Genomic DNA, 12,702 nt, shown 5'->3' with positions numbered 1-12,702 from the left:
GTACATATTGCTTGGCTCATGAGGCTGGACGGACGCAGTTCGCAGGAAATGAACACCGTACTCGACTGACTGGAGTCTTCTCCTACTGTTGAGATGTCAGAGTGCACGGCGGAAATCCAGCCGTCTGCGGCCCCCGAAAACATCGATGGGCGCATTCAAAGTTGAGGGTTTGAAGTCTGATGAATGACTGATTTTTCTTAATGGCTGAAGCAGTCACTCAACGCTGTATTGTTAGCGCCTGAATCAACGTTTGGTTTGCGCTGCTGCGATTGCTGATGGGCTTGCCTCAGTCAAGAGCGCCAATCGAGTGATAGTACTGGGCCAGGCCAGCACCAGCGATTACCTCGCCCGTGCCAGCCTGTACCAGCATCTGGACTGTCCCCAGGCCGAACGTTTCGACCTGGAGCATGCGTTGATGTTGAGTGATGACCCGGTTCAACGGGTGCGACTCACTCAACGTCTGGTTCAGCTTCCCGGAATGGGTGCGCTGCATTGATCATCGGAACTGCGGCAGCCCAACCGACGACGGCTTTGACGTCTTGCCCAGGCGCTTCAATTTCTCCGCCTTACGGATCTTGCGGACTTGCTTGGCGGTTTTGTAGGCGCCCTTCGCAGCATCGATGAAGTAGCGTTTCGCGCGTTCATGGTTGCCGTCCTGGTAGGCGTAAATGCCCCGAAACAGATCGACCGTCGCGTGCAGGGCTGTCCACACCGCTTTGGTTTTCGGGTTCAGATTTGCAACATAGCCGCCGTATTTGCGAACAAAGTTGTACGTCTTGAGCAAGCGCCGCTCGTTGACACTCTCGGTCTGAGCATCAATGTCCACCATCAAGTGGGTCACGATGAAGTCGTGCAGATCTTCGAAGTTCCTGACCGACGGCACTGAGCGAGCAACCTTGTAGAATGTGTTCCCCACCATGGGCGACTGTTCAAGTTTTTGCAGCAATGGGCCGATGGTGCCCTGAGCCCTGAAGTTCGCGCGGTCGTAGTAATACCGGTTCATGCCAGGGCGCGACACCGAGCGAACAATGTCGTCCTCCTGACGAAACAGATGACCATCAGGCGCGTCAGGCGTATAGGCCAGCGTCCCAAAGCGGGCGTGGGTGGCGTCCGGTTTGAAGAGGTAGATATCGACAAGTGTCTTGTGCTCCATCACCAACCGATGAAACGTTCCCGGAGTCTCCACCGTATTCCCGACAATGCTGCCATCCAGCCCTGCAATCATCCGTACGAGCCAGTTGTACTGATCGAGCGCAAGGCGCCCGGCGACATATTCGTCCAGCGCGTCACGGCGCATCTGGTAATGAGTCTTGCGGGAGAACAAGGCGACGATCGTCTCGGGCGGGGAATTGGAAATGCTCCAGGTATGTCGGCGCAGCTGCGTCAGGTACTCATCCGCGTAATTTGAGCCGCGGATCATGCTGTCAACGATTGCGCCGGAAAGAGCGGACAGGTCCTGGCCGATGGATGAGTACAACGTGGCGGCGGGGTGAAAGGCGTACTCTTCCTCCGAGTAACCCACCATGAACAGATCTGTCAGGCACTTGAGCGTGGTATAGCGGCCAAAATCGGGCTGACCCTCAGCCGTTGCGTTCTCCAGATCGCAGAACACGGTATCCGGGTCGATACTTCCCGGTATGCCGGAGGCCCTCAAGTGCGCAGTGATCAAGCGTTCGCATTCACGCCGGGCCGCTTCACGCCAAGGCGTGATGCCGAATTTGTCGTAAGCGGCATTCAGTGCCTCAATCCGGTGGTCCAGCAACACCTGCGCGGTCCGCTGCTGATCGGTAACGTGCTGCATCCGCGCACTGAACACACTCGGATCCCGCGCCAGAATTTGCTCGATCTTGTAATAACTCAGGCCCGACAGGGCGTCCGTAAGGAAGGAGCCATTGATGGAGATGAACTGCACGCTGTCGGCAGTCCACTCCGAGGGCACCAACTGAACTCTCGCGATATAAGGGACGACGTGATGATCCGGGTTGACGACCGTTTGATCCAGCAAGTACTGCGCGCCCTGTGGGGTCGCCAGCCAACTGCGGATTTCAAACGACAATTCACGCCAGGTGGAGAAATCGAACAGATCGCGGCCGCTCGGGTGGCCGGGCGCATAAAGCACATAGAATTCATCCTTGCCGCGGATCTCACGCAGAACAACCACATCCTCGAGCCTCCGGTTGCCGCCCTTGAGGTACAAGGCTCCGATTTTCAACGTGCTGTCTCTGCCTAGATTGGCCTGCACGCGCTCAATCAGCGCCTGGCCACGTTCCGACAGCTGCCCTTGCAGCGTTGCCGCACAGGCACTCAATGCGATATCGCTCGCGCGCAAGGCACTCAGGGCTTTCAGGGTGTCCTGCTCGCGGTAGCGACGCTCCAACTCGAGCCCGTAGCGGCGCTTCAAATCGAGGTCTCGCACCAAGCGGCAGACAAAATCGAAATTCAGGCGTAGATGGGAGTACGCGGGGTCAATCTCAATACTCGGCCCCAGGCGAAGCTCGACCTCGGGCATGCCTTCGAGGGCAAATCCAAGCAATGTATTCGTGTAAACGCTTCTCAGCGGCGCATCAGCGAAGGACATTTCATCCGGTAGATTGATCCTCAGGCTGGAAGGATCGAACGTATAGCCCAGGTGCTTCATGAGGTAGGCGGCGATTTCTCGACGCGCATGGATTTCAGCCGTTTCGGTGCCAACCAGTTGCGCCTGCACACGCTCTTCACAACGCGCCTGCTCTTGCGCGAGCGCGTCATAGCGCTGACGGTCAACAGCAGGGGCGGACATGAGCCAATCCGGCAGGCTGCGCTCCTGCACGAATGCCAGCAGCGCCAGATAGCGAACATTCAGGGCCTGCTCCAGATCATCCAGGCGGCTGACGTCGTCGAACATCCGCAGCAGTGCCCGCGAGTCGCCACTGCTCAGCGATGCCTGGGCACTGAGGTGATCGAAGTCGTTGATCTGCTTCTCTTGCAAGCTCGCGATAAAGCGCGCAGCGGGCGTATCGTTCAGCAGCGAGTAACTCAGCTGCACCGAGCCCGGGGCGGCCTCGGCGATCAGCAACTGGTGTTCGAGCGAGAGGTAACCCGCCAAGAGTTCGCGTGAGTCCTCTTCGCCAAGGCGGTGATACAGAGAAGCCTCCATCGCCCCAAGCGTAGCGAACTTTTCCATCCCGCCCGCAGGGGTCATGAGGAACACGGGTGAGCTGTTTCCATCGGCAGCCAGGGACGAGCTGTCGGTATTTTCAGCGGTTGCCACAAAAGCGCCGATCAGCGGAAGCGCAGCGCCTTCCGATGTGCGCAACGACACGGCATAACGACCTTTGCAATCGACATCGTCAACCACCTGTCGCAGTCTAGTCCGGTCCGCCCCGTCCAGCTCACGTTCGCCGACGGCCAACTGGATGGCATGGTGGAAAACCCAGGACTGCAGCTTCTCCAGCACAACATCGCGCGTACCCGTCACAGCGTCCTCGCCGGGAATGGGCGTGAAGGTCTGCTCCTCGAAGGTCCAGTACTCGTCGAGACTGAACTTGAAGAAACCCGGCAGCTTGCTCAGCAGGCTCGGAAACAGCGTCCTGATGGCTTCGATGTCCCAGCCCGGCAAGGCGTGAGCAGGATGAGCAGAGTCTCGACGGGTGGACACCACGGCCTGTTTATCGTCGAGGTACGCGCGGTCCCCGATAAAGGCGTGCAGCAGCGCCTGAGTCAGCGCAAGCGGCTGCGGATCAAACCCGGCCGTGTTTTTCCTGTGAATGAACAGCGCGTCAGGGTTTGGAAACCGGGTGCTTCGAGCAAGGGCGTCGACCAGCATCTGCCTCGCTGCCTCCTGCAAGGTGGGGGCTTGGCGCAGTTGCTCGACGATCGACGCCGACAGCTCGCCTTCGCTTTTTGCATGATCGAGCAGGGAGCCCGCATTCTGGCGGGCACTGTTTTCAACAGAACGATAAGTCATCTTTACAGCTCCAGGATAACCATCCACGCCACCCAGGCATCCAGCCAAAGTGTGAAAAACGTGAACAGTCCAAATGAGCCGTCATCTAACCCGCTGAGTCGCAGAACGATGGAATAACTATTGATTGAGATGAGCGGCAGGCGCCGACCCGTTGTGCAGGAAATAAAGTTGAACATCGCCTGTTTGTGGTGCCGTCCTACTGTTGCTGCGGCGGTAACACTGCTTGTCACAAAATGCGCTTTTTCGCTTACAGCAAACCCCTTAACCTTCGCGCCATCCGAGCAGCCCCTCACCCTCTGCCAACCGTGGCAAAGGAAGGGGGTGCTCAATCGTCGTCACCGACGTTGTGTTTTGAAGCTCCTGGATTCAACGTCTTATTTGGCCGCTGCGATTGCAGCGGCTTTTTTTTGTGGGACCAAATGACGATTTCCGAGAGTCCTTATGACCACCGTGGGTCCAACCTTCACTCTCAAAAACAAGCTCAGAAAAATCCCACAGCATGTCTAGCGACATTCCTACGCAACGTTCTGTTTAAACATTAGTCATCGGCGAGGTGGAGACACCACGCGACGATACCCAACAAAAAATGGCTAATGGAGCTCTAATATGTTCAAGAAAAAAATGACCTCACTGATTCTGGTGGCAAGCCTGGTGTCGCTTGCTGGTGCAACTGCTGCGCAACCTATTGCAAGCACGATGAATTTCTGCACGAAAGTTTCGGGCGCTATACCGGCCGGCACCGTAAACCCAGGTGAGCAACAGGTGATCTATGGTCCGTACACGGTCACATGCGGGACGACTTCCCATCACTTCAATGTGACCGGCGCTTCAGGACAAGTTCCTGTGTTCGTCCAACAGCTTCAAGGTGGCAGTTGGTCTTCGGTGACTGGTAAAACGTACGACCCATCAGGCTTGTTCGGCGCTGGCACATTTCGACTGGTAATCGATAACGTACAAAGTCCTGTGCCGACCAGTTACTCAGGGAGTTACGTCGTCCCCATGTAACAGCTGAAAGCTTGGGGCACTCTAGTGGTGCCCCACGCCCGAACTCATATCCTCAGGCGCGAATATTCACCAATGAACGCTCGCGAGGTCGCTTAGCATGCTCATCCAGCGCCATCAGCACAGAAACCGCGGTGTTCAAATCCACCACGGCGCCTTTTGCCATCTCATTGCCTTGCTTGATAGCGCCCTGCAGTCGAACAAAGTGGTCGGTAAAAAATTCGTACGCATTGACCTCCTTGTCGATATTGATTTCTTTTCCCAGCGCATCGAACTCGACATTGATGCCGCCCAGAGTGCCAATAAGGTCTCCATCAATAATTCCTTGCTCGGCCAGTAGAGCGCCGATATCCCTCAACTGCCGGTTACTGGTCTTACGCGGATCAAATCCAGCCAGATTGATGTTCAAGCCCTCCAGCTTTTTAACATCAGGAATGCTCTTGTCCGCCCAGTACTGACGTACTTTCTGCTTCACCGCTTCCTCTTGAGGGTTGAGGCCGGAGCGCACGTTAAATTGCTTGTCCGGGACAGCGCTGTATACCCTCAGCCGCTCTTGCACCTTACTCAAATTGCCAATCATAAAACCTCCTGAAAATCGGTTGATCCTCAGGCATGTCGGGCGACTGGGGGCGGGGTTTAGGCTGAAAAAGTGAAGACGGAATCATTGCCTCATTCAGAGACCGTTCCTACGTCGCGGCAAATAACCTTCCTACAAAAACGGCCAGTTCGATCGCCGAACTGGCCGCTTATTGATCAAAGCCTGATCAGGCAAATCTCTGCAGATTGGCCATCATTTCCTTGAGCGCTTCGACGTTGTCAGCAGGATGCACCGCATCGCTGAAGTCACTGATGGTTTGCCATTGCGCCGCGACGTCTTCCGGCGAAAAGCCTGCGTGCGGGTCGAATCCGGCGCCCAGGCTGCGCTCCCAGCGGACCTTGCCGATCCAGCCGCCGCCTACTTCATACAGGCCGGCGCTGTCCTGACACTGCTCGCTGCCCAGGTACACCACGAGTGGGCTGACCAGTTCAGGCTTGAGCAGCTCGAACACGCTGGCGGGGATCAGGCCTTCAGTCATGCGTGTGCCGCCGGTGGGGGCGATGGCGTTGACGAGGATGTTGTTCTTGCGCCCTTCAACCGCGAGCGTGCGCGTCAAACCATATAGACCGAGTTTGGCCATGCCGTAGTTGGCCTGACCGAAGTTGCCGTAAATGCCGGAAGTGGACGAGGTGAAGATGATGCGGCCGTAGCCCTGATCCCGGAGATGGGGCCACGCTGCGCGGGTGACTTTGTAGGCGCCTTCGACGTGGACGCGGTAAACCAGGTCCCAGTCGGCGTCTTCCATTTTGGCGAAGCTTTTGTCGCGCAGAATGCCGGCGTTGTTGACCACGACGTCGACGCGGCCGAAGGCATCCAGAGCGTTCTGGACGATCTTGTCGCCGTCGGTGACCGAATCATGATTGGCAACCGCTTCGCCGCCCGCTTCACGGATTTCCGCGACCACCCGATCCGCCGCCGAGGCATTGGCCCCTTCGCCATGGGCCGAACCGCCGAGGTCGTTGACGATCACCCGCGCGCCGTGTTTCGCGAACAACAATGCGTGGGCTCTTCCCAACCCGCCGCCCGCACCGGTGACGATTACCACTTTGTCTTCGAAACGTACGGACTCGCTCATGCTGCTCTCCCCGATGATGAAGCCGGCGCTGCGCCCACGGCCCCTGACTCATCAGGAGCCATGAAGGGCAGCAGACGCGGGCGTGATGGTCATCGAGTGTCAACGACTCGGCGCCGGGTCACAATCAACAGGGGACACGCTGAATGGTGGTCGATAACGCCGGGGGATGGCTCTGTCATGCCTCGTCAGAGACGGGGCATGGGCGCGCCATTCAGCTATTCAGCTATTCAGCTATTCAGCTATCAAGCCGGCCAATGAACTCCGCCAGCCACGGCTCGGCATCGCTTTCCGGGGTCACGGTTTCGCTGGCATCGAGTCGCAGCATTTCCTGCACCTCGCGGATCCCCAGTTCGCCGAACAGCTCGCGCATCAATTCGCCGCCCGCACAAAACGTGTCGCCATAACTCGCGTCGCCCAGGGCGATGACGCCGCCAGGCAGCCCGCGCCATCCAGCAGGCAGTACGTCACGGATCTGGTGATAGAGCGGCTGAATGTTGTCCGGCAGCTCGCCCATTCCGGTGGTGGAGCTCACTGCCAGCAGAGCCTGGGGTGCAAAGGCCTGCAGATCGGCAAGGGCAGCGCGCGGATTGAACAGCACCTCGTGCCCTGCATCCTTGATGATCTGTTGGGCGTGGCGAGCGACCTCTTCAGCCGAGCCATACACCGAGCCCGCAATAATCGCGACTTTCATGGGTTAATCCTGTGACGGGTAAAATCGTGCGGCATTATGCCCCAGCGCGCCGCGATGTCATGGTCTCCCGCTTGTTGATGCCTGATAGGAGCGCCAGGTGATCAGAGCACCGCTGATGCAAATGGTTTTCAACGATGTCGGTCATCTCCTGTCCTATACTCTCAAGCAATTCACGTTCGGATCGTCGCCGCAGATCCACAGCACGCCGAGTGGAAAAGCCTCGAGTTAAATGATCAACGGGCACACGCTCGGCTGGAGATGAAAATCCTGAAGGAGTAACATCCTGCAACTGACGAACGGTCGCAACCAACATGCGAACCATCTGTCTGCTCTCTCAATAACCGGTTATTCGAGCTTGGCCATGCAGCGCGACAATATCCTCACGCCGGATGAACTGGAGTTCATCCAGAACATGCAGCACAACCCCACGCTGAATTTGCGAGACAAATCCAGCAGTCTGGTGGTTAACGGCGGCGTGCAGATTCAAGATCTGCTGACCCGTCTCGCTGCCCATGAGCAAGTCACGATTCAGGCCCAGTTTGATAATCAGCAAATGACCTTCCCGCTGCATCTTGTCGAAGACGAGTTTCACGCGCTGCATCTGGAGCTGGGTGCGCCAAGCATCTTCGAGGAAGGCCCGCGCATTCGCCCATGGCGTCTGATCCTGCCTGAGCCGATTCCGCTGGAGACCGCAAAGGGCTCGCTCACCGCACTCTGGGTTCATGAAATCTCGTTCAAAGGCATCCTGCTGGAGATGCGCAAGCAGACCAAACCGCCGAAGTCATTCGCCGCGTGGTTCACGCCTCAGGGCTATGCGCCCATCGCGTTGCGTGGCAACTTCGAACGCCTGAACCATCATGGTCTTGCGGCGTATCGGTTGAGCCAGAACAGTAAAGAAGACACTGAACGTCTGCGTCAGTACATCCTTCAGGAACACCGCAAGATTCACCCCTCGATGCACCTCTAGGATTGCCTGATCAGGCGATCCCTCCCGGCACCCTCTTCCGTCCGACCAACACCTCTGGCTTTATCGCAGGTTTCAGGAATAATCCTTGCTTGCTTTTCCCAGTGAAGCTGACGCATCGCCACCACCCCGGCGACCTGTCATGTGATTTCCCTACCCGGGAAGTTCACTTGTTTATCGGAGATACACAATGTCTACCTCACCCGTCACGCTGATGGTTGCCCGTCGCGTCGCCCATGGCCGCTATCAAGAGCTTATTGCCTGGCTGCATGAAGGCGAACAACTCGCTACAGACTTCCCCGGCTATCTAGGGTCAGGTGTGCTCGCTCCTCCGCCCGGGGATGACGAATTCCAGATTATTTTCCGCTTCGCCGATGAAGCCACCATGCACGCCTGGGAGCATTCTGCCTCCCGACGCTCCTGGTTGGTGCGCGGCAGTGGCTTGTTTGCCAAGAATTCTGTGCACCGGGTGAGCGGCATCGACGGCTGGTTCGGCGCCGCTGGTCAGCGTCCGCCGCGCTGGAAGCAAGCCGTTGCCATCTGGCTGGCGTTCTTTCCGGTGTCGCTGATCTTCAACTTCGTGCTGGGGCCACTGCTCGGTCAGCTGGAGCTATTCCCGCGCATCATGATCAGCACCTTGATCCTCACGCCGCTGATGGTGTTCTGGTTCATTCCGCTCTCGACCCATCTTCTGGCGGGGTGGCTGCACAGCAACGTGCCTGCTCAGGTCAGCGGAACAGAGCCGGCATCTACCCGCTAGCTCTCAGCGACAAACGCTTTCCCGATCTGGACGCCGCCGACCTGCGATGCAGTGGCCCGGCGTGGCGCCGTTTCAAAAAACATGTACAGCCCTGTCGGTGTTGTACAAGAACCGACCGTTGGGGTAACTTTGCCCACGGTCGTTTTCGATGGTGCACGCGAGCATCCACTGTTCGCCATTCAGCACCGACTCGCCCGACCTTTCTCCCCCGTTGATGAATGCGTGACGACCATGGCCTGCTCCCCTGCCCCTGTCTTGATCACTGGCGCCAGCCAGCGCGTCGGCCTGCATTGCGCCGAGCGTCTGTTGGCGGAAGGCCAGCCGGTGATCATCACCTACCGCAGTGAGCGGCCGGGCGTGCAACGCTTGAAGGCGCTGGGCGCGGTAATACTTCAGGCTGATTTTTCGTCGGAGACGAGCGTGCTGGATTTCATCGCCCGACTCAAAGAGCAGACCGACAGCCTGAGGGCCATCGTGCACAACGCGTCCGACTGGCTCGCCGAAACGCCGGGGGACGAGGCGGATGTATTCATGCAAATGTTCAACGTCCACATGCTGACGCCTTATCTCATCAATCTGCACTGCGCAGAGCTGTTGAGGCGCTCGGAGACGGCCGACATAATTCACATCAGCGACGATGTCACCCGCAAGGGCAGTAGCAAGCACATCGCTTACAGCGCCAGCAAGGCGGGGCTGGAAAACCTGACCCTGTCCTTCGCAGCCCGATACGCGCCCCATATCAAGGTCAACGGCATTGCCCCGGCCATGCTGATGTTTCAACCCGACGACGATGCGGCATACCGCGCGCGCACGCTGGAAAAATCGGCACTGGGGATCGAACCCGGCGCCGAGGTGATTTACCAGAGCCTGCGCTATCTGCTGGATAACCCCTACGTCACCGGCACCACTCTGACCGTAAACGGCGGACGGCACGTCAAGTAAGCCGCCCCGAGGAACCATTGATGACCCTGTCACTGCCACAGCATTACCGTGAAATCCTCGTCGGACTGGGTGAAGATCCTGAACGAGAAGGCCTGCTGGATACGCCCAAGCGCGCGGCCAAGGCCATGCAGTACCTGTGTCATGGCTACGAGCAGACACTGGACGAGATCGTCAACGGCGCGTTGTTTGCCTCCGCGAGCGACGAGATGGTGATCGTCAAAGACATCGAACTGTATTCGCTGTGCGAGCATCACCTGCTGCCCTTCATTGGCAAGGCCCACGTCGCGTATATCCCCACCGGGAAAGTCCTTGGCCTGTCGAAAATCGCGCGCATCGTCGATATGTTCGCGCGGCGCCTGCAGATTCAGGAAAACCTCACGCGGCAGATCGCCGATGCGATTCAAGACGTGACCAAGGCCGCAGGCGTGGCCGTGGTGATCGAGGCTCAGCACATGTGCATGATGATGCGCGGCGTTGAAAAACAGAACTCGACCATGAACACCTCGGTGATGCTCGGCGCCTTCCGCGAGTCGACCACGACCCGCATGGAATTTCTGCAATTGATCGGACGGAGCAAGTAGTCCATGGCAAGACTCGAACCCGGCACCGCACGCATCAGGGTCAAAGACCTGTGCCTGCGTACGTTTATCGGCATCAACGAAGCCGAAATTCTCAACAAGCAGGACGTGCTGATCAACCTGACGATCCTGTACGCGGCGCAGGAAGCGGTGCGCGACAACGACATTGATCACGCGCTGAACTACCGGACCATCACCAAGGCCATCATCCAGCACGTGGAAAGCAACCGCTTTGCACTGCTTGAGCGCCTGACCCAGGAAGTGCTCGACCTGGTGATGACCCATGAGGCGGTGCAATACGCCGAAGTCGAAGTGGACAAGCCCCACGCGCTGCGTTTCGCCGAGTCGGTGTCGATCACCCTGGCGGCAGCCCGCTGATTCCTTCGCTCGCCGGTGAAGGCCCACGCTTGCCCGGCCTGCCTGCCACTCTTATCATCCGCCCATCTTTACTTCCCACAGAGCACACCATGACCGAGCAACAACGTCTTGAACTCGAAGCCGCCGCTTTCCGCCGTCTGGTTGCGCACCTGGACAGCCGCAAGGACGTGCAGAACATCGACCTGATGAACCTCGCCGGTTTCTGTCGCAACTGTCTGTCCAAGTGGTACAAGGCCGAGGCCGACGAGAAGCACATCGACATCACGCTCGATGACGCCCGCGAAGTGGTTTACGGCATGCCGTACAGCGAGTGGAAATCCACGTACCAGAAAGAAGCCAGCACCGAGCAGCAAGCTGCGTTCGCCAAGGAACCCAAGCATGACTGACCTGACCGCCCTGCGCGCCAGCCTCGCCAGCGGCAATCATCTGTTCGCCGACACCCTGGCCTTCATCGCCGCGCATTACGACTATCAGCCTCAGGCGTTCAGCAACGGCCCGGTGGAAAACGCCGCTGGCCAGAACGAAGGTTCGTGCAAGACCCTCGGCCTGGCGCTGCTGGAAGGCCTGAGCGATGAAGAAGCGCTTCTGGCTTTTGGCGAGCACTACCGTTCTGTGCTCGATACACCGGACGGTTCGGACCACGGCAATATCCGCGCGCTGATTGCCAACGGGCTGGCCGGTGTGAAGTTCTCGGCCGAGCCGCTCAAGCCCAAGGCCTGACCGCGCACTCGACGCTGATGGGGCCGTCTGCCCGACATAAAAAAACCGGCTCAATGAGCCGGTTTTTTTGCAACTGGAGGTCAGGTCAGAACGACACGTTCGCCAGGCCGTCCAGGTAGCGCTCGACGTCCAGTGCCGCCATGCAGCCTGCGCCAGCCGAGGTGATTGCCTGACGGTAAACATGATCCGCCACGTCGCCGGCCGCGAAAACACCGTCAACGCTGGTGGCTGTCGCATTACCTTCGCGACCGCCTTGAACGACCATGTAGCCGTCTTTCAACGCCAACTGACCGTCAAACAAGCTGGTATTCGGCGTATGGCCGATGGCGATGAATACGCCGTCGACGGTCACTTCTGAATGGGTGCCGTCATTGTTCTTCAAGCGCGCACCGGTCACGCCCATGTTGTCGCCCAGCACTTCGTCCAGGGTGGCGTTGAGTTTGAGCTCGATCTTGCCCTCGGCAACACGTGCATGCAGTTTGTCGATCAGGATCTTCTCGGCGCGGAAGGTATCGCGACGGTGAACCAGGGTGACCTTGCTGGCGATGTTGGCCAAGTACAGGGCTTCCTCGACGGCCGTGTTGCCACCGCCGACCACGGCGACCGGCTTGTTGCGATAGAAGAAACCATCGCAGGTCGCGCAGGCCGACACACCTTTGCCCATGAACGCTTCTTCGGACGGCAGACCCAGATAACGGGCGCTGGCGCCGGTGGCGATGATCAGCGCGTCGCAGGTGTAAGTGGCGTTGTCCCCTTTCAGGCTGAACGGTTTGCCCGCCAGATCCACTGCATTGATGTGATCGAACACAATCTCGGTCTCGAAACGCTCGGCGTGTTCACGCATACGCTCCATCAAGGCCGGGCCGGTCAGGCCATGGGGGTCGCCCGGCCAGTTGTCGACTTCGGTGGTGGTGGTCAATTGACCACCCGCCTGCATCCCGGTGATCAGCAACGGCTTGAGGTTGGCGCGCGCGGCATAGACTGCAGCGCTGTAACCGGCAGGGCCGGAGCCGAGAATAATCACTCGCGAATGACGTACATCAGACAT

At 58.4% G+C, this 12,702-nt stretch carries 14 protein-coding genes and 1 pseudogene; 9 read left to right on the top strand and 6 right to left on the bottom strand.

Features of this window, described 5'->3' with window-relative positions; all coding sequences use genetic code 11:
• Positions 1–274: 274 nt before the first annotated feature.
• Positions 275–496 (top strand): annotated as a pseudogene (locus IFT99_RS12440) (hypothetical protein); the annotation flags it as partial.
• Here IFT99_RS12440 and IFT99_RS12435 read toward each other — a convergent pair.
• Together IFT99_RS12435 and IFT99_RS26090 are read right to left on the bottom strand one after the other, a co-directional pair.
• A complete protein-coding gene (locus IFT99_RS12435; protein ID WP_206758797.1) occupies positions 497–3,973 on the bottom strand; it encodes a dermonecrotic toxin domain-containing protein in 3,477 nt (1,158 codons plus the stop codon).
• Complete coding sequence (locus IFT99_RS26090; protein WP_206758796.1) at positions 3,949–4,275, bottom strand: hypothetical protein; 327 nt, start codon at positions 4,273–4,275, stop codon at positions 3,949–3,951. The genes IFT99_RS12435 and IFT99_RS26090 overlap by 25 nt, the downstream gene beginning before the upstream one ends.
• Before the next feature lie 277 nt (positions 4,276–4,552).
• Here IFT99_RS26090 and IFT99_RS12425 point away from each other — a divergent pair, with 277 nt between their 5' ends.
• Complete coding sequence (locus IFT99_RS12425; protein ID WP_192132610.1) at positions 4,553–4,951, top strand: hypothetical protein; 399 nt, start codon at positions 4,553–4,555, stop codon at positions 4,949–4,951.
• A 52-nt stretch (positions 4,952–5,003) separates the two neighbouring features.
• Here the strand turns inward: IFT99_RS12425 and IFT99_RS12420 are convergent, their stop codons facing one another.
• The 3 genes from IFT99_RS12420 to IFT99_RS12410 form a co-directional block, all read right to left on the bottom strand.
• Entirely contained in the window at positions 5,004–5,528 is a 525-nt protein-coding gene (locus IFT99_RS12420; RefSeq protein WP_192132608.1) for a hypothetical protein, read from the bottom strand.
• 184 nt (positions 5,529–5,712) lie between these two features.
• Entirely contained in the window at positions 5,713–6,621 is a 909-nt protein-coding gene (locus tag IFT99_RS12415; RefSeq protein ID WP_065991873.1) for an SDR family oxidoreductase, read from the bottom strand.
• A 235-nt stretch (positions 6,622–6,856) separates the two neighbouring features.
• The gene (locus IFT99_RS12410) at positions 6,857–7,312 is read right to left on the bottom strand and encodes a flavodoxin (protein WP_192132606.1); all 456 of its coding nucleotides are present in this window, start codon (positions 7,310–7,312) and stop codon (positions 6,857–6,859) included.
• A gap of 361 nt (positions 7,313–7,673) precedes the next feature.
• On the opposite strand from IFT99_RS12410, the gene IFT99_RS12405 reads away from it, so the two are divergent.
• The 7 genes from IFT99_RS12405 to IFT99_RS12375 all read left to right on the top strand — a co-directional run bounded on the left by IFT99_RS12405 (position 7,674) and on the right by IFT99_RS12375 (position 11,654).
• Positions 7,674–8,279 (top strand): hypothetical protein, encoded by a 606-nt coding sequence (locus IFT99_RS12405; RefSeq protein ID WP_065991868.1) that lies wholly within the window; start codon positions 7,674–7,676, stop codon positions 8,277–8,279.
• A gap of 187 nt (positions 8,280–8,466) precedes the next feature.
• Positions 8,467–9,036 carry an antibiotic biosynthesis monooxygenase gene (locus IFT99_RS12400; RefSeq protein ID WP_065991866.1) on the top strand — a complete coding sequence of 190 codons (570 nt, stop codon included), beginning with the start codon at positions 8,467–8,469 and terminating at the stop codon, positions 9,034–9,036.
• Positions 9,037–9,267: 231 nt separating this feature from the next.
• Positions 9,268–9,978: a dihydromonapterin reductase gene (gene folM, locus IFT99_RS12395; protein ID WP_065991864.1), complete on the top strand. Its 711-nt coding sequence runs from the start codon at positions 9,268–9,270 to the stop codon at positions 9,976–9,978.
• 20 nt (positions 9,979–9,998) lie between these two features.
• Positions 9,999–10,559, top strand: coding sequence for a GTP cyclohydrolase I FolE (gene folE, locus IFT99_RS12390; RefSeq protein ID WP_192132604.1), 561 nt, complete (start codon positions 9,999–10,001; stop codon positions 10,557–10,559).
• A 3-nt stretch (positions 10,560–10,562) separates the two neighbouring features.
• Complete coding sequence (gene folX, locus IFT99_RS12385; RefSeq protein ID WP_065991860.1) at positions 10,563–10,934, top strand: dihydroneopterin triphosphate 2'-epimerase; 372 nt, start codon at positions 10,563–10,565, stop codon at positions 10,932–10,934.
• Between the two features lie 89 nt (positions 10,935–11,023).
• Entirely contained in the window at positions 11,024–11,320 is a 297-nt protein-coding gene (locus IFT99_RS12380; RefSeq protein WP_065991857.1) for a DUF1244 domain-containing protein, read from the top strand.
• The gene (locus tag IFT99_RS12375) at positions 11,313–11,654 is read left to right on the top strand and encodes a HopJ type III effector protein (protein ID WP_192132602.1); all 342 of its coding nucleotides are present in this window, start codon (positions 11,313–11,315) and stop codon (positions 11,652–11,654) included. The genes IFT99_RS12380 and IFT99_RS12375 overlap by 8 nt, the downstream gene beginning before the upstream one ends.
• An 85-nt stretch (positions 11,655–11,739) precedes the next feature.
• Here the strand turns inward: IFT99_RS12375 and trxB are convergent, their stop codons facing one another.
• Positions 11,740–12,702, bottom strand: coding sequence for a thioredoxin-disulfide reductase (trxB, locus tag IFT99_RS12370; protein ID WP_065991852.1), 963 nt, complete (start codon positions 12,700–12,702; stop codon positions 11,740–11,742).

This window comes from Pseudomonas sp. CFBP 8772, assembly GCF_014841665.1.
GTDB lineage: Bacteria > Pseudomonadota > Gammaproteobacteria > Pseudomonadales > Pseudomonadaceae > Aquipseudomonas > Aquipseudomonas graminis_B.
This window is presented reverse-complemented; position numbering and strand designations above follow the sequence as displayed.